This is a genomic window from Cupriavidus sp. FW306-1B-F12B (genome assembly GCF_058781795.1).
Genome location: NZ_JBYSXC010000015.1, coordinates 89747 through 110786, shown reverse-complemented (window position 1 = coordinate 110786; position 21040 = coordinate 89747). Strand labels below are relative to the sequence as shown.

The window sequence follows — 21040 nt, the reverse complement described above, 5'->3', positions numbered from 1 at the left end:
AGTGTCTCCTCAAGATTTCCCCTCCCCGGCTATGGTCGTGGTGGCGGCCCCGGGGCAGGGATAAGCCGCAAACCTTCCATCCAACCCTGATGCTTATGAATAAACGGCTAGCCCTTGCGCATGATCAGCGCCAGCACCAGCATCGATACCCCGAAGCTGATCCAGACCGACGGCTCTTCGGGCAGCGACAGCCAAGCGGTGATTTTCTCGCCCAGTCCTACCCACGCCAGGTTGACCCAGGCGGCGCACATCAGCCCGATAAACAAGCGGTCGCCACGCGTGGTCGCGATCGGCAGGAAGCCCTTGCGCAGCACCGAAGGCGCGCGTATTTCCCAGATAGTCATGGTGATCAGCATGACTACGATGCAGCCGAAGAACACCGCCACCGGTGTCGTCCAGACCATCCAGCTCAGCATTGCGCCGTCTCCTTCCGTTGTGGTTAGGTTGCGTCGCGCGCTTACACGCGCCCCATCGCAAAGCCCTTCGCGATGTAGTGCCGCACGAACCAGATCACGATGCCGCCGGGCACGATGGTCAGCACGCCGGCCGCGGCGAGCACGCCCCAGTCCATTCCCGATGCCGACACCGTGCGCGTCATGGTGGCGACGATGGGCTTGGCATTGACCGAAGTCAGCGTGCGCGCCAGCAGCAGCTCGACCCAGCTGAACATGAAGCAGAAGAACGCCGCCACGCCCACGCCGGCCTTGATCAGCGGCAGGAAGATGGTCAGGAAGAAGCGCGGGAACGAGTAGCCATCGACATACGCGGTCTCGTCGATCTCGCGCGGCACGCCCGACATGAAGCCCTCCAGGATCCACACCGCGAGCGGCACGTTGAAGACCAGGTGCGCCAGCGCCACGCCCAGGTGGGTATCCATCAGCCCGATGGTGCTGTAGAGCTGGAAGAACGGCAGCAGGAACACCGCGGGCGGCGTCATGCGGTTGGTCAGCAGCCAGAAGAACACATGCTTGTCGCCGATGAACTGGTAGCGCGAAAAGGCATAGGCGGCCGGCAACGCCACGCTGATCGAGATCACCGTGTTCATCGCCACGTAGATCATCGAGTTGACGTAGCCCGAATACCAGGATGGGTCGGTGAAGATGGTCTTGTAATGCTGCAGCGTGAATTCCGCGGGCCACAGCGACAGCGTGGAGACGATCTCCTCGTTGGTCTTGAACGACATGTTCACCATCCAGTAGATCGGCACGATGGCGAACAGCAGGTAGACCAGCAGGAAGCCGGCGCGCCACCAGGTGGCGCGGTTGGCGGGGGTGCGCATCTCAGCCATGGGGCATGTCCTCGCTGCCGGCGGTGCCCGCGCGCTGCATCCAGTTATAGAGGATGAAGCACATGAGCAGGATGATCAGGAAATAGACGATGGAAAACGCCGCCGCCGGGCCCAGGTCGAACTGGCCCACGGCCTTCTGCGTCAGGTACTGCGACAGGAAGGTGGTGGCGTTGCCCGGCCCGCCGCCGGTCAGCACGAACGGCTCGGTATAGATCATGAAGCTGTCCATGAAGCGCAGCAGCACCGCGATCATCAGCACGCCGCGCAGCTTGGGCAGCTGGATATAGCGGAACACCGCCAGGCGCGAGGCGCCGTCGATCTGCGCGGCCTGGTAGTAGGCGTCGGGGATGGCGCGCAGGCCGGCGTAGCACAGCAGCGCCACCAGCGGCGTCCAGTGCCAGACGTCCATCACCAGCACCGTGACCCAGGCATCGAAAGCGCTGCCGGTATAGTTGTAGTCGAATCCCATCGCCTCGAGCGCGGCACCGAGCAGGCCGATATCGGTACGCCCGAAGATCTGCCAGATGGTGCCGACCACGTTCCACGGGATCAGCAGCGACAGCGCGATGATCACCAGCACCGCCGACGCCTTCCAGCCCCTGGCCGGCATCGACAGCGCCAGCAGGATGCCGAGCGGGATTTCCACCAGCAGCACCGCCAGCGAGAAGCCCAGCTGGCGCAGCAGCGCGTCGTGCAGCTCGCCGTCGCGCAGCACGGTGCGGAACCATTCGGTGCCGACAAAGACGCGCCGCTCGGGCGAGATGATGTCCTGCACCGAGTAGTTGACGATGGTCATCAGCGGCAGGATCGCGGAGAACGCCACGCACACCACCACCGGCAACACCAGCAGCCAGGCCTTCTGGTTGACGGGCTTCATGGCACCAGTTCCTCGTTGACGTAGTAGCAGGTATGGCGGTTGAACACCGACAGCCAGGCCGTGTCGCCCAGGCGCAGATCGGCCGCCTCGATACCCAGCCGCGCGCGCAGCGTACCCGCCAGTGCGCCCGCCTCCTGCACGCCGCCGGTCAGCAGCCAGTAAGTGCCGATGTCCTGCGCGCGCTCGACCCGCACCGGCACCGCCTGCGCGTCGCTCTCCGGCGCCAGGCGCAGGTACTCGGGCCGCACACCGATGCGGAAGCTGCCGGCCTCGCGCAGCGCCGCTTCGACTGACGGCGACAACTCCGGCATGTAGCGGCGACCCGCCAGCTCGATCGCGCCGTCGCGCCACTGCCCGGTCAGGAAATTCATGCCCGGCGAGCCGATGAAATGCCCGACGAAGGTATGCGCGGGACGCTCGAACAGCGCATCCGCCGGCCCCACCTGCACCGCCTTGCCGCGCGACATCACCACCACCTGGTCGGCAAAGGTCAGCGCCTCGGTCTGGTCGTGCGTCACGTAGATCAGCGTCAGGCGGAATTCGTGGTGGATTTCCTTGAGCTTGCGCCGCAGCTGCCATTTGAGCTGCGGGTCGATCACCGTCAGCGGCTCGTCGAAGAGGATGGCCGACACGTCCTGGCGCACCAGCCCGCGCCCCAGCGAGATCTTCTGCTTGGCGTCCGCGGCCAGGCCGCTGGCGCGGCGATCGAGCGTGGCCGACAGGTCCAGCATCTCGGCCACGCGTCCTACCCGCTCGCGCACCTGGGCTTCCGGCACGCCGCGGTTGCGCAGCGGGAAGGCCAGGTTCTCGCCGACGGTCATGGTGTCGTAGATCACCGGGAACTGGAACACCTGGGCGATATTGCGCGCCTGCGGCGTGGCAGCGGTCACGTCGCGGCCATCGAAGGCAATGGTGCCGTGCGAGGGCCGCAGCAGCCCGGAAATACAGTTCAGCAGCGTGGTCTTGCCGCAGCCCGACGGGCCCAGCAGCGCATAGGCGCCGCCGTCTTCGAACGTGAATTGCAGTGGCAGCAGCGCGTAGTCCTCGTCGGTACGCGGATTGGGCACATAGGAGTGCGCCAGGTCCAGGTCGATGCGCGCCATCTCAGGCCCCTGCCCCGGCAGCCGCGGCCGCGCCGCCGGGCACGTCCGCCGCCAGCCCGCCCGGCCGGCGCGGCGCATGGATGCGGCGCCCGTCGGCGTCGAACAGATAGATCTGCTCGGGCAGCAGGTGCAGTGACACCGGCTCGCCCAGCGCCAGGTCGAGCACGCCGGCGAACTGCGCCACCAGGTTGCCCACCGGCGTATCGGCGTGGACGAAGGTGTCTGAGCCTGACAGCTCGGCCAGCGCTACGCGCCCCGGCACCGCCACCGCGCCCGGCTCAGCGGCCAGGCGCAATGCCGACGCGCGCACCCCCACCGTGACCGGGCCGTCGTGCCCGCCCGCGCCGGGCACCGGCACGGAGATATCGCCAGCCAGCGTGACCCAGCCGCCCTGCAGCCGGCCCTCGACCAGGTTCATCGGCGGATCGTTGAACGCTCGCGCCACGCGCAGCGAATCGGGATAGTGGAAGACCTGGGGGGTGGGGCCGTACTGCAGCAGTTCGCCGGCGTCCAGCACCGCGGTATGGCCGCCCAGCAGCAGCGCTTCGCCGGGCTCGGTGGTGGCATAGACCACGGTGGCGTCGCCATGCGCGAACAGCTGCGCCAGTTCCTCGCGCAGTTCCTCGCGCAGCTTGTAGTCAAGGTTGACCAGCGGCTCGTCCAGCAGCATCAGCGGCGCCTCCTTGGCCAGCGCGCGCGCCAGTGCCACGCGCTGCTGCTGCCCGCCGGAGAGCTCGGACGGATAGCGGTCCAGCAGGTGGTCGATATGCAGCCGCCCGGCCAGCTCGCGCACGCGCGCGGCAATCTCTGCGGCCGGCGCCTTGCGCCGCAGCCGCAGCGGCGAGGCGATGTTGTCGAAGACCTTGAGCGACGGGTAGTTGATGAACTGCTGGTAGACCATCGATACATTGCGCTCGCGCACCGGCATGCCGGTCACGTCGTGGCCGTCGACCAGCACGCGGCCGGCGCTGGGCCGGTCCAGCCCGGCCATCAGCCGCATCAGCGAGGTCTTGCCCGCCTGCGTGGCGCCCAGCAGGATGGTCACGGCGCCCGGAACCGGCGCGAGCGTCATCGGATAGAGATGCGCCTGCGAACCTGCCTGCTGTGCGACGCCTTCCAAACGTAGCTGCATCCGGCCTCCATGTTCGATATGCTTCCCGCATCACAGCTTTGGCGCGCGATGCAGGCGCACAAGTTTTGGCTTGACGTTCGTTTTAGCAACAAAACGAACGCAAAACAATAGTGCAATGCATCATTTGTTTTCGTTTCTGTTTGAACTAGAATCCCGGCATGACCCTGAATCCCCGCCAGACGGCCCTGCTCGAAGAAGTCCGCACCCAGGGCTTTGCCTCCATCGACGAACTTGCGCGCAAGTTCGGCGTCACGCTCCAGACGGTGCGCCGCGACGTCAACCTGCTGGCCGGGAATGGCATGCTGGCGCGCTTCCATGGCGGGGTTCGGGTGGAGGGCTCCACCACCGAGAACATCGCCTACCGGCAGCGGCAGGTGCTCAACGCCGAAGGCAAGGCGCGCATCGCGCGCGCGGTGGCCGCCGCGGTGCCCGAGGGCTGCTCGCTGATCCTGAACATCGGCACCACGGTGGAAGAGATAGCGCGCGAACTGATGCACCACCGCGGGCTGCGCGTCATCACCAACAACCTGAACGTGGCCAATATCCTTGCCGACAACCCCGATTGCGAGGTCATCGTCGCCGGCGGCGTGCTGCGCTCACGCGACCGCGGCATCGTGGGCGAGGCCACGGTGGAGTTCATCCGCCAGTTCAAGGTGGATATCGGGCTGATCGGCATCTCGGGCATCGAGACCGACGGCACGCTGCGCGACTACGACTTCCGCGAGGTCAAGGTGGCGCGGACCATCATCGAGCATTCACGCGAGGTGTGGCTGGCGGCGGACGCCAGCAAGTTCAACCGCCAGGCGATGGTGGAGCTGGCGCATGTGTCGCAGGTCGACCGGCTCTTTACCGACGAGCCGCTGGCAGCGCCGTTCGACCAGATCGTGGCCGACAGTGGGGTGAAGTGTGTGGTGGCGGAGCGGGACTGACCCGCTGGCCCGGCATCCCCGCGCCGGCGGGGATGCGGCAGCCGTGAAGCGGCAGGATTCCCGCGGGCGCGGGAACCGGGGGACGGCGAGCTTACTTGAACACCACGGTCTTGTGGCCGTTCAGCAGGATACGGTGTTCGGCATGCCACTTGACCGCGCGCGCCAGTGCCACGCATTCCACGTCGCGGCCGACGGCGGTCAGTTGCTCGGGGTCCATGCTGTGGTCCACGCGCTCGATCTCCTGCTCGATGATCGGGCCTTCGTCCAGGGCGGCGGTGACGTAGTGCGCGGTCGCGCCGATCAGCTTCACGCCGCGGTCATGCGCCTGGTAGTAAGGCTTGGCGCCTTTGAAGCTGGGCAGGAACGAGTGGTGGATATTGATCGCGCGGCCGGCCAGCTTGCGGCACAGGTCGTCGGACAGCACCTGCATGTAGCGCGCCAGCACCACCAGGTCGATCTTCTGCTCCTGCACCACATCGAACACGCGCGCTTCCTGCGCGGCCTTCTGCTCGGCCGAGGCGTTCATCAGCGGCAGGTGGAAGAACGGCACATCGTACGACGCCGCCAGCTGGTAGAAGTCGCGGTGGTTCGAGACGATGGCCGCGATCTCGACCGGCAGGCCGCCGACCTTGGCGCGGAACAGCAGGTCGTTCAGGCAGTGGCCGATCTTGGACACCATGATCATCACGCGCGGCTTGACCGCGGCGTCGTTCAGCTCCCACTGCATGCCGAACTGGTCGCCGACCGGCACGAACGCGGCCTTCAGCGTGTCCAGGTCCGGGCCGCCGGCGGCCGGCGTGAAATGCACGCGCATGAAGAAGCGGCCGGCGTACTCGTCACCGTACTGGTCGGAATCGACGATATTGCAGCCGTGCTGGAACAGCAGGCCCGAGACGGCATGGACGATGCCCGGCTGGTCGGGGCAAGAGAGGGTCAGGATGAATCCGGTGTTGCTCATGGTGTGTTGTTCTGTCGGAGTGGCGCGGCGCAAGGCCGGGAAAATCAGGTCAGCGAGGTCGGCAAGACCGGCACAGGCGGAACCCGCGGCGACGGCTCAGGGGCGATGGTCAGGACCGAGCCAGCCGCGTCGCCCAAGGGCATCCAGCGTCACCAGTGTCGCATCGACCGTCATGGCGCCGGCCGACATGATAGCAAGCAATGCGGCCAAGTCGACGCGCCGGTGCTCGCTGACCTCGCCATCCTGGTTGCGCGGCGTGAAGCCCGGCGGCAGCAGCAGGTCGTAGACATAGATCTGCTCCCACTGTACGCCTTCGGGCAGGTCGCGCAGCACCTCGATCATGCCGTGGGCCTGCACGCCCTGCGCCAGCGCGGGCGGGATGCCGGATTCTTCCTCGCATTCGCGCACCAGCGTCGCCAGCGGATCGCTGCCGTGCGGCATGCCGCCGGCGACCAGGTTGTCCCACATGCCGGGGTCGACCGACTTGGCCAGGCTGCGCCGCGAGATCCACAGGGCGGGACCACCGTCCACATCGCCATCGACAATGCCGTTCATGTGCGAGGCAAAGGTCAGCAGCCCGAGAAAGCGCGCCGCCGCACGTTCCACCACGGCGAGTGCGGGCGCGTCCAGCGCGGGCGTGACCGCGAACAGTTCGTCGCGCCAGCCGCGCACATGGCCGGTATCGGCCAGCTGGCGGGCCAGCGCCTGCAGCGCGGCGCTGCGCGCGTCGAAGTCATTGCGCCCGGGCAGCAGTTCAGCCGCCGTGGTGCCATCGGCCAGGCGCTCGTCCGGGCCGAGGATGGCGCCCATGCCGCGCAGGATTGCCGCATGGGCACGCGGCAGCCAGCCAACCTGCTGGCCTGCCGCCATCAGGCGCAGCTTGGCGGCGGCGTCGAAGCCGCTGCGCGCCGCCAGCGAGGCGGCGATCTGCGCAGCGGGACCGGCGGCGAGGTTGCCCGCGGCGTCCGCGGGCGGCAAGGAAGACGTTTCAGCCATCAGGAATCCATGCGCCGGCCGGGCCGGCGCGCTTTGTCATTGTCAGGATTGAACGCATGAACCAGCCAGCCGCGCAGGCCCAGCGCCCTGCTTCGTCCCAGCTTCCCACCGAGCCGCAATATGTGCTGGCGCTCGACCAGGGCACCAGCAGTTCGCGGGCCATCCTGTTCGACCATGCCGGCAACGTGGTGCGGCTCGCGCAGCGAGAGTTCCGCCAATATTACCCACATCCCGGCCATGTCGAGCACGACCCCTACGAGATCTGGCAATCGCAGCTGGCGGTGGCGCACGCGGTGCTGTCCGACGCCGGCATCTCGGCCGCGCAGGTGCGCGCCATCGGCATCACCAACCAGCGCGAGACCACCGTGCTGTGGGACCGCAAGACCGGCGAGCCGGTCGGGCGCGCGCTGGTCTGGCAGGACCGCCGCACCGCGCCCATGTGCGAGGCGCTGCAGGCCGCCGGCCACGGCGAGCTGTTCCGCGACAAGACCGGCCTGATCATCGACGCCTACTTCTCCGGCACCAAGCTGCGCTGGATGCTCGACAACATCGAAGGCGCGCGCGAACGCGCCCAGCGCGGCGAGCTGGCCTTCGGCACCGTCGACAGCTGGCTGATCTGGCAGCTGACCGACGGCGCGCGCCATGTCACCGATGTGTCAAATGCCTCGCGCACCATGCTGTTCAATATCCACAGCTTCGAGTGGGACGATGCGCTGCTGGCGCTGCTAGACATCCCGCACGCGCTGCTGCCCGAGGTGGTGGCGTCCAGCGGCGAGGTGGCGCGCACCTCGGCGCGGCTGTTCGGCATGCAGATCCCCATTGCCGGCATCGCCGGCGACCAGCAGGCCGCCACCTTCGGCCAGGCCTGCCTGTCGCCCGGCATGGCCAAGAACACCTACGGCACCGGCTGCTTCCTGCTGATGAATACCGGCTCGCAGCCGGTCGCGTCGCACAACCGGCTGCTGACCACGATCGGCTGGCAGATCCGCGGCCAGACGCAATATTGCCTGGAAGGCGGCGTGTTCATGGGCGGCGCCACCATCCAGTGGCTGCGCGACGGCCTCAAGCTCATCAACAGCGCGCCCGAGGTCGAGCCGCTCGCGCGCCAGTGCGACGACACCGGCGGAGTGGTGCTGGTGCCCGCCTTTGCCGGCCTGGGCGCGCCGCACTGGGACCCGTTTGCACGCGGCACGCTGGTCGGCATGACGCGCGGCACCGGCCGGCCGCAGATCGCGCGCGCGGCGCTGGAATCGATCGCGCTGCAGAGCGTCGACGTGCTGGAAGCCATGCAGAAGGATGCCGACATCTCGCTGGCCGAGCTGCGCGTGGACGGCGGCGCCTCGCGCAGTGACCTGCTGATGCAGATGCAGGCCGACCTGCTCGGCACCCCGGTGGTCCGCCCGCGCGTGACCGAAACCACCGCGCTGGGCGCCGCCTACCTGGCGGGACTGGCCACCGGTTACTGGAGCGATCCGGCGGAGATCGCGCAGCAATGGCAGGTGGAGCGGCGCTTTGAGCCGAACCTGTCGGCTGACGCGCGCGGCCACCGGCTGGCGCGCTGGCATCGCGCAGTCGACCGCGCGCGCGACTGGGCGCGCGAGGATGAAGCCAACGGCAGCCACGCCTGAGCGCCGCCCCCCCGAACACACCCCCCAAAAAAAGCGTCATGCAGAGAGTCTCCACCCCGATCCAGCCCCCCGGCCGCGCCGCCCTGCTTGCCACCCTGGAGCGCGAGCCGCGCTGGGATGTGATCGTCATCGGCGGCGGCGCCACCGGCCTGGGCACCGCAGTCGACGCCGCCTCGCGCGGCTACCGAACGCTGCTGGTCGAAGCCGCAGATTTTGCCAAGGGCACCTCCAGCAAGGCCACCAAGCTGGTGCATGGCGGCGTGCGCTACCTGGCCCAGGGCAATATCAGCCTGGTGCGCGAGGCCCTGCACGAGCGCGGCCTGCTGGCGCGCAACGCGCCGCACCTGGTGTGGCCGCTGGGCTTCGTGGTGCCGGCCTACCAGCTGTTCGACCAGCCCTTCTACGGCATCGGCCTCAAGGTCTACGACATGCTGGCCGGCGACCTCAACCTGGCCGGCAGCCGCTGGCTGAACCACCGCGAGGTGCTGGCCGCAGCGCCCAACCTGGCCGAGCACGTCGGCGGGCGTCCGCTGCGCGGCGGCAACCTGTATTTCGACGGCCAGTTCGACGATGCGCGGCTTGCGGTGGCGCTGATGCGCACGCTGTTCGACGTGGGCGGCACCGCGGTCAACTACATGCGCGTGACCGGCCTGAGCCAACAAGGCGGCGTGATCAGCGGCGTGACCGTGCAGGATGTGCTGGGCGACGCCACCTTCCACCTGCGCGCCGACTGCGTGATCAACGCCACCGGCGTATGGGTCGATGCGATCCGGCAGATGGAAGACGGCCACGCGCGCGCCATGGTCGCGCCCAGCCAGGGCGTGCACCTGACGCTGCCGCGCAGCTTCCTGCCGGGCGAGCGCGCCATCCTGATCCCCAAGACCGACGACGGCCGGGTGCTGTTCGTGGTGCCCTGGAACGGCCACACCATCGTCGGCACCACCGACACGCCGCGCCGCGACCTGCCGCTGGAACCAGACGCCGGCGCCGACGATGTCGACTTCATCCTGGAAACCGCGTCGCGCTACCTGGCCAGGGACCCGACCCGTGCCGACGTCACCAGCGTCTGGGCCGGCCTGCGGCCGCTGGTGCGGGCCACCGGCGAGGCCTCTACCGCATCGCTGTCGCGCGAGCATACGATCCTGGTGTCCAAGGCCGGGCTGATCACCGTCACCGGCGGCAAGTGGACCACTTACCGCAAGATGGCCGAAGACGTGATCGAGACCGCGATCCAGCGCCAGATGGTGCGCGCGGCCCCGTGCGTGACCGCCGAGCTGCCCCTGCACGGCGCGGCGGGGCTGCCGGCAGGGCTGCCGCCGCCGGATTCAGGCTCGCCGGACCGCTACTACGGCAATGAACTGGACCTGCTGCGCGCGCTGCCCGGATATGACCGGATGCTGGCACCAGCGTCGGGCCTGACCGAGGCGCACGTGCGCTTTGCGGCCCGGCACGAACTGGCGCGCCGGGTCGAGGACGTGCTGGCCCGCCGCAACCGCGCGCTGTTCCTGGACGCGCGCGCCGCCGTGGACGCCGCGCCGGCCGTGGCCGCGGTCCTGGCCGAGGAGCTCGGCGAGAACGAGGCCTGGCAGGCGCGCGAAATCGAGAGCTTCCGCACGCTCGCCGCCGGCTACATGCTCGGCTGACCCGGACGCCGCCGGAACCACCATCGGCGCCGCCCCCCCTCAACTGGCTGCCCCCCCATCGACCAAGGCAAACCCATGACCACTCGTCCGATCCTGTCCTGCGCCCGCGCCGTGGTCCTGCTCGCAACCGTCGGCGCCTGCGCCGCCGCGCACGCCGCCCGCGCGCCCGGCATCGACGGCGTGCGCTTCCCGGACGTGCGCACCGTGCGCTACCAGTGCGACGGCGGCAAGACTCTTTCCGTGCGCTATTTCAACAGCCCGGACAACCAGGCGGCAGTGTTCCGCATCGACGGCAAGCCGGTGCTGGCGGTCAGCACCGTGTCGGCCTCCGGCGCGCGCTATGTCGGCGGCCGCTACGAATGGTGGACCAAGGGCGAGGAAGGCACGCTGCGCGACCTGATGCAGGCCGAAAACGCCGCGCCGGCGCTGGCCAACTGCCAGGCAAAGCCCTAAGCGCCACGTCAACGTTTGAGGTGGCGGCGTTCCGGGCGATAATGCGGGGATTGAATCAGGGAGAACACCATGGACGAGATTGAAGATCTGTCCGATCTGCCGATGCCCCGCTTTATCTGGGGCTTCGCCGTTATCGCAGGCAAAGGCGGCGAGGTCATGCACGACGAGTTCGAGTATCTGACCCATACCCGCAGCCCGCGCTTCACCTGCCGCGTGGTCGAGCTAGAAGACATGCCGGCGGAAAGCGAGGAAGACGCCATCGATGGCCGCATCGTCCATGAAGACGATCCGAGCCGGATGTTCTATATCACCGATGCCGGCATGGCGCTGGTCAATTTCCAGCTGTTCGACAAGATGCCGGACAAGCAGAAATTCAAGCGTATCTGCGACGAAGCCATCGCCAACTGGATGCTGCGCCGCGAATTCCTTGACGAAGAAGAAGAGGACTGACCCGCTCGTGGCCTGATGGGGTCAGGCAGGTGGCCGCGGGCGCGGCCACCATATTTCAGCTCTGGCCCTGCTCCGGCGGCAACGCGCCCGCCAGCAGTTCATTGAGCAGCCCGGTCATGCCACCCGGGTGATCGACGGCAAGCGCCTGCAGGCGCTTGACCAGCGTGCCGTCCAGCTTGCACGCAAAGGGCACCAGACCTTGCTCCTGGTCGAGCCGGCGCTGTTCGCGCCGGTCCGGGCGCGCCGCGCCGCCGGGAATACCCCGCCCCGCCGAAGCCTGCTTCAGGCTGTTGGCGATCTTCAGGCCCTTGTTTTTTTCCAGGTCCGTTTTCTTCACGGCATTATCCGAAAGTCTGTAGAGGCCGGTATTGTACGCACCTGCGGCATCCACCGGCCGCAAGGCGACCGGCGCCGCTATTCGTTGCCGACTTCGATCAGTTCGGCAGCCACCCGCTGGATTTCCGCATAGACCGGAATGGCCTCCATCGGCCCGGTGCAGCCCACGGCCGTGGCCTGGCTGGCATCGGCGCCAGGCGGCAGGAACACAAAGGCCATGCCGGGCTGCCAGCCGGGATGCTTGCGCAGGCTGTCATTGAGGATGTCGAGATACTGCGCGCGCGTGAAAACGTGCTTTGCCATTGCTACCTCCGGTATCCGCCGCCGATGTGCCGCGCGGGCGCGGTTGTCATGGCGGCGATCGTAGCATGGCAAGGCCACCCGGCGTCACCGTGCGGCGCCGGGTGGCCGGCACCTCAGCACTCGCCCTTCTTGGCGTGGCCGGGCGGGCAGTGATAGCCCTTGTCCTTGTGGCCCTTATCCTTGTGCCCCTTGTCCTTGTACCCGCCCTGGTCCCAGCGACCTGGCACCAGCACCCAGCCGTCGCGCGACTGGATCCAGCGCGGCGACTCATAGACATAGCCGGGGCGTTCACGTTCCCAGCGCCCCTTCTTCCAGGCGTGCTTGTGGTGGTGATCATCCCAGTCCCAGTAGCCCGGCATCCAGACATAGCCGGAGCGCGGCGCGGGCACGACCTCGTAGATCGGGGCCGGCGGTGGTACGCCGATGCCAATATTGACCGACACCTGAGCCATCGACGCCGCACTGAACGTCAGGCCGGAACCCAGCAGGGCCGCCAGCAGGAGGGCCTTGGCCGGCCGGAGCGCGCGATGTGTCATGGGAGTCCTTTCTTGTGGAGGAACATGCCCACAGTCTAGCGCGCACCGATCCCGGCGCAATGTAAGAAACGGTATCCGCTGGTCACAAAGATGCCGGCGCGCAACACTCGCTAGTGGTCTTCTGCCATCGCCTTGAGCTGGGCCTCGCCCGCTACCCGCGCGGCATCCGAGGTGGTGAAGGTGTCGTCCGAAACGATGGCGCGCCGGATCTGCTGCGCGCCAAAGTCCACCAGCGCGATGACCCACACATAGCGCCCCGCCTGGGGCGCGGTCTGCACGAAAGCCTTCAGGTTGTTGCGCGATTCACTTGCCATGATCCATCTCCTGTTGAGACGTGCCGCAGCACAGGTGTCTGGGAACTCTAGCACATGGCTCGCCCGCTCACCGGGTGGCGGCCTCGGTGGCGAAGTCACGCAATTCGCGCGCGCGCCCGGCCGTCATCCGCGCCATGCAGGTCGCCCCGGCCACGCGCGCGGCCGTGCCGCCGGCCGGATTGGCCACATAGGTGCAGTTGGCCTGGCGAAACTCCAGCCAGACCCGCTGCGCCACCCGCAGCTGGCCGGTGCGCGGCGCTTCCAGCCGCCGCAGCAAGGCTTGATAGGCGCTGTTCAGCGCCACGTCCTGGACCCGTGCTTCGGCCAAGGCGCAGCCGAGCATGTCGGCAGTCGACGTGGCCTTGGCCATGCAGCGTTCATATTCGGCGCTCAGGCCATTGCCTTGCTCGGCGCGCGCCGGTGTGCCCGCCGCGGCGAGAACAAGGACGGCAAGACATGCGATGACGCGCATAACGGCTCTCCTTTTGCCTGGTGGTGACATGACGACGCCATGCCGGGGCATCGGGACGCTCAGGCCAGCCAGCGCCCCAGCGTGGCCACGGCGATATTGACCAGCCCGAGCACCAGGTTGGTCCCCACCGCCTGCCGGATGCGGTTCAGCGCGGCACCGGCGCCCGGCCAGTCCTGGGCATCCACGGCCCGGCCCAGCGCGCGATACGGCCCAAACCACACGTAGCAGAAAATCACCGTCATGACGAGGCCGATCCCCATCATCAGGTGCCAGCTGCGTGGGGCAGCGGACATGCCCACTGCAGCCAGCATCGCTGCGCCGCTCAGCAGGATCGCAATCACCGCCGCCCATACCCACGGGAAGAAGCGGGCAAACACGCCGCGCCAGAGCCGCAGCCGCGGCGGCGGTTCCAGCACGGTGCCGGCCACGGGCCGCAGGCACAGGTAGGCGAAGAACATACCGCCCACCCAGACGGCAACGCCGGCAACGTGCAGGAAGCGGAAAAGCGGGTCGGCAATCATGGCGGCATGCGGCGGCGAGGCGCGCGTTGGGGACGATGGACCCATTCTAAGTGTTGTGCCCGCCACGGCGAAGCGCTGCGCGCGTTCCCGCCTGACTTCAGGAAAACGACCCAAAACCGTTAAACATTCCGTATCACGCCGCGTCGCAAGCAGGCCCCACGGAAGCATGCCCGCACAAGCGTGTTCCGGGGCCGGGCCCGCCCGTGCCGGACGCTTGACCGCCCGGAACCCGCCCCCGGACAATAACTGCGGCTGCGGACAGCCCACCACCCATTACAGGCCACACCGAACCTCCTTCCCCAGACCATGGCTCCTGCCCCAGCCAGCGCCCTTCCCAGTGCCGATTCCGCCCGACGTCCACCGCTGCTGCGCCGCGCCCTGCCGGCCCTGCTCGCCGTGACGCTGGCGGTGCTGCCGGCCATGCTGCCGCCGGCGGTAACGGCGCAGCCCGCGCCGCAGCGCACCGACCTGGTCGCGCGCGTGGTCTTCAGCCTGCTGGGGTATGCACGCTGGCCGGTCGAGCGCGACCCGGTGCGGCTGTGCGTGGACAACACCAGCCGCTACTCCGCGCGGCTGATGGAAGGCGGCACGCTCGCCAATGGCCGCCCGGTGCGCGCGCGCCAGGTCGACGTGCTGGCCGACATGCTGCATCCGGCCTGCGATGCCCTCTACATCGGCGCCATGAACGAAGCCCGCCGCAAGCGGCTGTCAGGCGAGCTGACCGGCCGGCCGGTGCTGGTGATCGCCGAGGAAGACTTCGAGTGCGAGGTCGGCAGCATGTTCTGCCTGAACATCCGCGACCAGCAGGTCTCGTTCCGCGTCAACCTCGACACGCTCGCCCGCAGCGGCGTGCACGTGCACCCCGGCGTGCTGCAGCTGGGCCGCCGCAGGGGAGCGCCATCATGAGCGCCCACCAGCCGGCGCGCGGCAACGGCGCCCGCCCCACCCTCTACAGCGTGCTGCGCCGGATCCACCTGGGCGTGGCGCTGATCGCGGTATTCACTGCCGGGGTATCGCTGACCGCCCTTGGCCTGACCGCACTGCGCGTCTATGCCGACCACAACGTGCGGCTGGTGGCCCGCTCGATCGCCTACACGCTGGAAGCGCCAGTCGTATTCCGCGACCAGGCGGCCACCGGCGAGACGCTGGCGGCTATCGCCGCGTCCGAGGACATCGCGCGCGCCACCGTCTACGACCTCGACAACCACGTGCTGGCCGAATGGCAGCGCCCCGGCCAGGCGCCACTGACCGGCTTGCGCCACGTGCTGAGCGAGTGGCTGAGCATGGGTGTCGTGGAACAGCCGATCCTGCACCAGACGCAACAGGTCGGCATGCTGCGCGTCAGTGGCGACCCCCGCAACCTGCTGCATTTCCTGCTGCGCGGCGCGCTCGGCCTGCTTGGCTGCCTGCTGCTGACCGCCATCGGCGCCCACTACCTGGCCAGCCGGCTGCTGGTGCAGATCGTCGAGCCGCTGCGCAACCTGATGCGCGTGGCGCACGCGGTGCGTTCCAAGCGCGATTTCGCGCAGCGCACGCCGCCGGCCAGCATCGCGGAACTCAATGCCCTCAGCGAAGACTTCAACGGCCTGCTGGACGAACTGCAGACCTGGCAGAACCAGATGCAGCACGAGAACCGCTCGCTCGCCCACCGCGCCAACCACGATGCGCTGACCGGCCTGCTCAACCGCGCCGCCTTCGTCGAAGCGCTGGAGCACGCCGTGCGCCATGCCGCGGCCAACGACGAATACGCGGCCGTGCTGTACCTGGACAGTGACGATTTCAAGAACATCAACGACCGCCACGGCCATGCCGCCGGCGATGCCGTGCTGGTGGCCGTGGCCCAGCGCATCCGCGCCAGCCTGCGCGCCGGCGACACCGTGGCACGCATCGGCGGCGACGAGTTCGCCGTGCTGGCCGCAGCGCTGCGCGCGCCGCGCGACGCCATCCATATCGCCGAGCATATCCTGCAGGCAATGTCCGCCCCGATCGACCTGCCCGACGGCAGCACGGTGCAGGCCTCGCTCAGCATCGGCCTGGCCGTCTTCCCTGTCCATGCGCAAGGCAGCCAGGCGCTGCTGCACGCGGCCGACGCCGCCATGTACGGCGCCAAGCGGCGCTCCGGCGGCACCTGGCAATGCGCCGAGCCGCGCCTGGACGTCACGCAGTGAGAACCCGCATGCCCGAACGCCTGCCCCTGCCCTACTGGAAGTCCCTGTGGAAACTCTGGCTCGCCGCCGTCGTGCTGACGGGGCTGTCGCTGGCCGGCTGCCAGACCGCGCCGCCAGCCACCGGGCTGTCTCCGGCACAGGTCGCGGTGCTGAAGCAGGAAGGCTTCGCCCTGACCGATGAAGGCTGGGAACTCGGCTTGTCAGACAAGCTGCTGTTCGGATTCAATGAGGACCTGATCGACGCTGAGCGCGCCGCCAATGTGCAGCGCCTCGGGCGGGCGCTGAAGGGCGCGGGCATCGAGCGCCTGCGCGTGGATGGCCACACCGACGACGCGGGCTCGGCCGAATACAACCAGTCGCTGTCAGTGCGGCGCGCCGAAGCCGTGGCAAGGCTGCTGGCGGGCACCGGCTTTGCGCCGGAAAACATTGAAGTTCGCGGACGGGGCAAGAGCCACCCGGTGGCCGACAACCGCACCGCCGCCGGACGCAGCGAGAACCGGCGCGTCGCCATCGTCGTATCGGTCGAGTAGGACGACGGCAGGCGCGTCAGTCACCGAACGGATTGGGCGCGCGGTTCTCCGGCGCGTCGCTCAGGTCGAACTCGTCGCGCACCTTGTCGACCACCGCGCGGATGCTGGCCTCGTAGCCGGACGCATTGCCGAAGCCCGTCATGTTCCAGTTGCGCCCGCGCGCATCGCGCGCGTGCGGCACAGGCGCCGGCACCCGGACCTTGGCGCCGTCCTCGCCGATTTCATAGATTTGCTGGATGCGCCGGCTCACCTCGTCCTGCAGGGCACGCCGGCCACGCTCACGCTTGGCCATGGCTGACTCCTCGATCAATCCCGAGGCATCCTAGCACGCACGCAAATCTGCTCAAAGCGCAGCCTTGGCAGCCTGGTACGCAGCGTAAAGCCGGCCAAAGACCGGCCCCGGCACCCCCTTGCCAATGGCGCGGCCATCGATGGTCACCACCGGCAGCAGCTCCTTGCTGGCAGACGACAGCAGCACCTCATCGGCGGCGAACACCTCTTCCTTCGCGATGCGGCGCGCCTCCAGCGCAATCCCCATCGCGGCACAGACCTCTTCCATGAACCCGTAGCGGATGCCTTCCAGAATCAGGTTGTCCTTGGGCGGCGCCATCACGCGGCCGTCGCGCACCACCCACACATTGGACGCCGACGCCTCGGTCAGCCAGCCATCCCGGAACTGGATCGCCTCGATCGCGCCGTGCTCCACCGCATGCTGCGCCGCCAGCACGTTGCCCAGCAGCGACGTCGACTTGATCTGGCAGTTCAGCCAGCGCCGGTCCTCCATCGTCACGCACGCCACGCCCTGCTCAAGCATCTGCGCCGACGGCAACGCCATCGGGTTGGTCATGATCAGCACCGTCGGCACGACCTCCTTCGGAAACGCATGCGTGCGCTTGGCGACGCCGCGCGACACCTGGATGTAGACCAGCTGGTCCGACAGGCCGTTGGCCTCGACCACCTCGCCGACCAGCTCCAGCCACTGCCCGGCGCTGTACGGATCGGAAATCCCGATGCCCTCCAGGCTGCGGTGCAGGCGGGCCAGATGCTGCTCTGCGCGGAATGGCTTGCCGTTGTAGTAAGGGATGACTTCGTAGATGCCATCGCCAAAGATGAAGCCGCGGTCGAGGACGGGGATGCGGGCTTCGGAGAGAGGGGTCAGGGTGCCGTTGAGGTGGACGATGGGGTCGGACATGGGGGCAAGTGCTAGAGATTCGAAAAAGACGCCTGATTCTTTCACGGGCAGCCACGCAGGTTCATGCAATTTGCGCATGAGGTTGGCTACCCGTGCCAAGCCGGCGCCGGCGCCGGCGCGCACACTCAGGCTGGCGGCAGCGCTTTCGACAACAGCACAGTGGTAAAGCCACTGTCCCAGCTCTCGTCGGGATAGAAATCGATCTCGGCATAGCCATGGCGCCGGTAGAACGCGCGGCTTTGCACGTTGAACGTGTCCGTCTCCAGCCTCGCCTCGCGATGCCCGGCGCGGGCAATCGCGCCTTCGGCATGGGCCAGCAGCGCCCCGCCCAGCCCCATGCGTTGCCATGCCCGCCCGACATGCAGGGCCCAGATAAAGTTGTTCTCCCAATCCACCATCGCGGCGGGCACGCCATCCACGCAGGCTACGCGGAATGCTTGCAGGCGCGCTTCGACGTAGCTTCGGGTCTTGCCTTGCCGTTCGAAGGCAGCTGCCGCGGCGGCTGTCAGTTGCGGCTTCCAGGTGCCGAGGTAGGTGTCGGTCAGGATGGCTTCCACCGCTTGCGCGTCTGCGGGCAAGGCGGGGCGGATTTCGAGTTCGAAGGTGAGTTTGGTCATGGCCGGGAGGATACCGGGCACCGGGTACATGGCGGAAGCCCTCTCATGGCCAGAACAACTGGATCGACGCGCTCATCCAATCCGGCGCGCCGAGAGGGAAGCCATGCCTTCGCCGCGATGGCTGGCATAGCATGTCGCCTTGCGGCAACACCTCTATTTAGAGGGATGCGCGATACAAGGTCCTATACGACCATCGCTCACGGGCGATCCCGCGACTCGCCCACTACTACTTCAGCCCTCGCCTACCCTGGCCGAGGGCTTTTCTTTGAGCCCTTCAGGCATTACGAAGCCACCAGGGACTGGAAACAAAAAAGCCGCCCAGACGGGCGGCTTTGCTGTGCATAGTGTTCTGGCGGAGAGAGGGGGATTCGAACCCCCGATAGGCTGTTAACCTATACACGCTTTCCAGGCGTGCGACTTAAACCACTCATCCATCTCTCCGGGAAGTCCGAGATTATAGCAGAGTTGCCTGGCGAATCCAGTGCTTCGTCGCCGTATCCCGCCTTACTTGACAAGCCCATCCGCCCTACCCCTTGCGCAGGTAGCTAACCAACCGGTCGATCACCGGTGCATTGCGTGGTGTCAGCAGGCTGACGATGATGGCCACGGCGAAGCCCGCCGGCACGCCGAAAGCGCCGGAGGCGATCGGGTCGACGCCGAACCAGCGGTTGCCGAAGATGCCGGTCATGCGGGTGAAGAACGGATAGTTGACGATGATGTAGTAGACCGCCACGCCCAGCCCGGCGGCCATGCCGGCGACTGCGCCGGCGGCGGTGGTGCGGCGCCAGAAGATGCCGAGGACCAGCACCGGGAAGAAGCTGGAGGCGGCCAGTGAGAACGCGGCGCCGACCAGGAACAGGATATTGCCGGGGCGCAGCGATGTGACGTAGGAGGCAAAAAGCGCCACGCCCAGCAACACGATCTTGGCGGTGGTGACGCGGCGCTGGTGGCTCGCCTGGCGGTCGACCATGTGATAGAAGACGTCGTGCGAGAGCGCATTGGCGATGGTCAGCAGCAGGCCGTCGGCGGTGGACAGCGCAGCGGCCAGGGCGCCGGCGGCGATCAGGCCGGAGATCACGTATGGCAGGCCGGCGATTTCCGGCGCGGCCAGCACGATCATGTCGGGCTGCAGCAGGATCTCGGCCCATTGCACGATGCCGTCGCCGTTGACATCGCGGATGCCGAACACGGGTGGATCGACCTTGCGCCATTGCACCACCCACTGCGGCAATTCGGCGTAGGGGGTTCCCACCAGGTGCTGGAAGAACTCGTATTTGACCAGCGCAGCCAGCGTGGGCGCGGACACGTACAGCAAGGCGATGAAGAACACGGCCCAGGCCACGGAGTTGCGCGTTTCCTTGACCGACGGGGTAGTGTAGAGCCGCGTCAGGATGTGCGGCAGGCTGGCGGTGCCGACCATCAGGCAGAACACCAGCAATACAAAATTCAGCCGCTTGGTCTTGCGCTCCTGCTCCGATGCCGCGGGATAGGGCTCGGTCGATGACAGCGAATGGCGGCTGCGGGCCAGTGCGTCTGCCCGCTGCTGGTTCCACTGCTGCTGTGCCGCAGCAGGGTCGCGCGGGAATTCCAGCCGTTCGCGCTCCAGCGACTTGATGTCGCGCAGCGGCGCATTACGCGTGCGCAGGTCCTGCAGCCGCGCGTCGAGCGCGTCGCGCTCCTGAGCAAAGGAATCGGGCAACCGGGCGATGCGCTCCTGCAGCAGGATGGCCTGCTGCCGGTAGTACTCGCGCACGGCCTGCTCGGCCGGCTCGCGCTCCAGTTGCTGCTCGCGCGCGTCCAGTTGCGACAGCAGCGTGCCGTAGCTGAGCTGCGGCAGCGCTTCGTGGTGATGCTTCCACGCGATCATCGATACCGTGACCAGGAAGGCGACGATCATCATGATGTACTGCGCCACCTGCGTCCACGTGACCGCGCGCATGCCGCCCAGGAACGAGCACACCAGGATGCCGGCCAGCCCGAAGAAGATGCCGACGGCAAACTCCACGCCGATAAAGCGCGTCACCACCAGCCCCACGCCCTGGATCTGCGCCACCAGGTAGACGAAGGAGCAGAGCGAAGCCGCCAGCACCGCGATCGCGCGCACTGGCAGGTTGCCGCCGGGCTTGCCGTTGCCGTAGCGCGCCGCGAGGAAATCGGGAATGGTGTAGCCGCCGTACTTGCGCAGGTACGGCGCCAGCAGGAAGGCCACCAGGCAGTAGCCGCCAGTCCAGCCCATCACATAGGCCAGCCCTTCGTAGCCCGAGGAAAACAGGATGCCGGCCAGGCCGATGAAGGACGCCGCGCTCATCCAGTCGGCGGCAATCGCCATGCCGTTGAACAGCGCCGGCACGCGCCGCGAGGCAACGTAGTACTCGTTCAGGTCAGAGGTGCGGCAGATCAGCCCGATGCAGGCATAGATCGCGATGGTGATGAAGAGGAAGACGTAGCCGAGCCACAGCGCATCGGCGTTGGACTTTTCCAGCAGCCCCATCATGCCGACGAAGCCGAACAACCCTAGCGTGAACAGGCCGTAGTACAGCAGCAACCGTCGGCGAAAGCGCGACTGGGCTTCAGGCATGGGGGACGGTCCGTGG

The 21040-nt window shown here is 67.7% G+C and carries 25 protein-coding genes and 1 tRNA gene; 8 read left to right on the top strand and 18 right to left on the bottom strand.

Annotated elements, in window-relative coordinates; genetic code table 11:
• Window positions 1–107 precede the first annotated feature (107 nt).
• From AC3WLE_RS23375 to AC3WLE_RS23355, 5 genes are read right to left on the bottom strand one after another with little or no spacing between them, the layout of a single operon-like run.
• On the bottom strand, window positions 108–416 hold the full coding sequence (locus AC3WLE_RS23375; protein ID WP_492320577.1) for a DUF2160 domain-containing protein: 309 nt from the start codon (window positions 414–416) through the stop codon (window positions 108–110).
• A 41-nt stretch (window positions 417–457) separates the two neighbouring features.
• Window positions 458–1288, bottom strand: coding sequence for a carbohydrate ABC transporter permease (locus AC3WLE_RS23370; protein WP_414217155.1), 831 nt, complete (start codon window positions 1286–1288; stop codon window positions 458–460).
• Window positions 1281–2165, bottom strand: coding sequence for a carbohydrate ABC transporter permease (locus AC3WLE_RS23365; protein WP_492320576.1), 885 nt, complete (start codon window positions 2163–2165; stop codon window positions 1281–1283). Before AC3WLE_RS23365 ends, AC3WLE_RS23370 begins: the two co-directional genes overlap by 8 nt.
• Window positions 2162–3268: an ABC transporter ATP-binding protein gene (locus AC3WLE_RS23360; protein ID WP_010814345.1), complete on the bottom strand. Its 1107-nt coding sequence runs from the start codon at window positions 3266–3268 to the stop codon at window positions 2162–2164. Before AC3WLE_RS23360 ends, AC3WLE_RS23365 begins: the two co-directional genes overlap by 4 nt.
• A gap of 1 nt (window position 3269) precedes the next feature.
• Complete coding sequence (locus AC3WLE_RS23355; RefSeq protein ID WP_492356218.1) at window positions 3270–4400, bottom strand: ABC transporter ATP-binding protein; 1131 nt, start codon at window positions 4398–4400, stop codon at window positions 3270–3272.
• Window positions 4401–4558: 158 nt separating this feature from the next.
• Between AC3WLE_RS23355 and AC3WLE_RS23350 the strand changes: the two genes are divergently transcribed.
• Window positions 4559–5329: a DeoR/GlpR family DNA-binding transcription regulator gene (locus AC3WLE_RS23350; RefSeq protein ID WP_492320573.1), complete on the top strand. Its 771-nt coding sequence runs from the start codon at window positions 4559–4561 to the stop codon at window positions 5327–5329.
• 91 nt (window positions 5330–5420) lie between these two features.
• Here the strand turns inward: AC3WLE_RS23350 and purU are convergent, their stop codons facing one another.
• Entirely contained in the window at window positions 5421–6287 is an 867-nt protein-coding gene (gene purU / locus AC3WLE_RS23345; RefSeq protein WP_492320572.1) for a formyltetrahydrofolate deformylase, read from the bottom strand.
• Window positions 6288–6383: 96 nt separating this feature from the next.
• Complete coding sequence (locus AC3WLE_RS23340; RefSeq protein ID WP_492356217.1) at window positions 6384–7283, bottom strand: NUDIX hydrolase; 900 nt, start codon at window positions 7281–7283, stop codon at window positions 6384–6386.
• A 56-nt stretch (window positions 7284–7339) separates the two neighbouring features.
• On the opposite strand from AC3WLE_RS23340, the gene glpK reads away from it, so the two are divergent.
• The 4 genes from glpK (at window position 7340) to AC3WLE_RS23320 (ending at window position 11457) form a co-directional block, all read left to right on the top strand.
• Window positions 7340–8911: a glycerol kinase GlpK gene (gene glpK / locus AC3WLE_RS23335; RefSeq protein ID WP_492320570.1), complete on the top strand. Its 1572-nt coding sequence runs from the start codon at window positions 7340–7342 to the stop codon at window positions 8909–8911.
• 38 nt (window positions 8912–8949) lie between these two features.
• Complete coding sequence (locus AC3WLE_RS23330; protein ID WP_492356216.1) at window positions 8950–10554, top strand: glycerol-3-phosphate dehydrogenase/oxidase; 1605 nt, start codon at window positions 8950–8952, stop codon at window positions 10552–10554.
• 75 nt (window positions 10555–10629) lie between these two features.
• Window positions 10630–11007 (top strand): MliC family protein, encoded by a 378-nt coding sequence (locus AC3WLE_RS23325; protein WP_492356215.1) that lies wholly within the window; start codon window positions 10630–10632, stop codon window positions 11005–11007.
• Window positions 11008–11076: 69 nt separating this feature from the next.
• Window positions 11077–11457, top strand: coding sequence for a hypothetical protein (locus AC3WLE_RS23320; RefSeq protein WP_035818297.1), 381 nt, complete (start codon window positions 11077–11079; stop codon window positions 11455–11457).
• Between the two features lie 55 nt (window positions 11458–11512).
• Here the strand turns inward: AC3WLE_RS23320 and AC3WLE_RS23315 are convergent, their stop codons facing one another.
• From AC3WLE_RS23315 to AC3WLE_RS23290, 6 genes are all read right to left on the bottom strand, one after another.
• Complete coding sequence (locus AC3WLE_RS23315) at window positions 11513–11794, bottom strand: hypothetical protein (protein ID WP_010814354.1); 282 nt, start codon at window positions 11792–11794, stop codon at window positions 11513–11515.
• A gap of 77 nt (window positions 11795–11871) precedes the next feature.
• Complete coding sequence (locus tag AC3WLE_RS23310) at window positions 11872–12096, bottom strand: hypothetical protein (RefSeq protein WP_010814355.1); 225 nt, start codon at window positions 12094–12096, stop codon at window positions 11872–11874.
• Between the two features lie 113 nt (window positions 12097–12209).
• The gene (locus AC3WLE_RS23305) at window positions 12210–12632 is read right to left on the bottom strand and encodes a YXWGXW repeat-containing protein (protein ID WP_492356214.1); all 423 of its coding nucleotides are present in this window, start codon (window positions 12630–12632) and stop codon (window positions 12210–12212) included.
• A gap of 110 nt (window positions 12633–12742) precedes the next feature.
• Window positions 12743–12946, bottom strand: coding sequence for a hypothetical protein (locus AC3WLE_RS23300; protein ID WP_010814357.1), 204 nt, complete (start codon window positions 12944–12946; stop codon window positions 12743–12745).
• Between the two features lie 67 nt (window positions 12947–13013).
• Window positions 13014–13418, bottom strand: a complete 405-nt coding sequence (locus AC3WLE_RS23295; RefSeq protein WP_492356213.1) for a lysozyme inhibitor LprI family protein — start codon at window positions 13416–13418, stop codon at window positions 13014–13016.
• Window positions 13419–13477: 59 nt separating this feature from the next.
• Window positions 13478–13939, bottom strand: a complete 462-nt coding sequence (locus tag AC3WLE_RS23290) for a CopD family protein (RefSeq protein ID WP_492320564.1) — start codon at window positions 13937–13939, stop codon at window positions 13478–13480.
• 306 nt (window positions 13940–14245) lie between these two features.
• On the opposite strand from AC3WLE_RS23290, the gene yfiR reads away from it, so the two are divergent.
• The 3 genes from yfiR to yfiB are packed head-to-tail and all read left to right on the top strand — an operon-like array spanning window position 14246 to window position 16637.
• Window positions 14246–14845: a regulatory sequestration protein YfiR gene (yfiR, locus tag AC3WLE_RS23285; RefSeq protein ID WP_492356212.1), complete on the top strand. Its 600-nt coding sequence runs from the start codon at window positions 14246–14248 to the stop codon at window positions 14843–14845.
• Complete coding sequence (gene dgcN, locus AC3WLE_RS23280; protein ID WP_492353098.1) at window positions 14842–16107, top strand: diguanylate cyclase DgcN/YfiN; 1266 nt, start codon at window positions 14842–14844, stop codon at window positions 16105–16107. Before yfiR ends, dgcN begins: the two co-directional genes overlap by 4 nt.
• An 8-nt stretch (window positions 16108–16115) precedes the next feature.
• Entirely contained in the window at window positions 16116–16637 is a 522-nt protein-coding gene (yfiB, locus tag AC3WLE_RS23275) for an outer membrane lipoprotein YfiB (protein ID WP_492320561.1), read from the top strand.
• A gap of 16 nt (window positions 16638–16653) precedes the next feature.
• Here yfiB and AC3WLE_RS23270 read toward each other — a convergent pair whose 3' ends face one another.
• The 5 genes from AC3WLE_RS23270 to AC3WLE_RS23250 form a co-directional block, all read right to left on the bottom strand.
• A complete protein-coding gene (locus AC3WLE_RS23270; RefSeq protein WP_010814363.1) occupies window positions 16654–16929 on the bottom strand; it encodes a hypothetical protein in 276 nt (91 codons plus the stop codon).
• 51 nt (window positions 16930–16980) lie between these two features.
• Window positions 16981–17829 (bottom strand): D-amino acid aminotransferase, encoded by an 849-nt coding sequence (locus AC3WLE_RS23265; RefSeq protein WP_492320560.1) that lies wholly within the window; start codon window positions 17827–17829, stop codon window positions 16981–16983.
• Between the two features lie 125 nt (window positions 17830–17954).
• Window positions 17955–18446 carry a GNAT family N-acetyltransferase gene (locus AC3WLE_RS23260; protein ID WP_492353095.1) on the bottom strand — a complete coding sequence of 164 codons (492 nt, stop codon included), beginning with the start codon at window positions 18444–18446 and terminating at the stop codon, window positions 17955–17957.
• A 350-nt stretch (window positions 18447–18796) separates the two neighbouring features.
• Window positions 18797–18887: transfer RNA gene (locus AC3WLE_RS23255), tRNA-Ser, on the bottom strand.
• Window positions 18888–18972: 85 nt separating this feature from the next.
• Complete coding sequence (locus tag AC3WLE_RS23250; RefSeq protein ID WP_492320558.1) at window positions 18973–21024, bottom strand: VC_2705 family sodium/solute symporter; 2052 nt, start codon at window positions 21022–21024, stop codon at window positions 18973–18975.
• Between the last annotated feature and the right edge of the window lie 16 nt (window positions 21025–21040).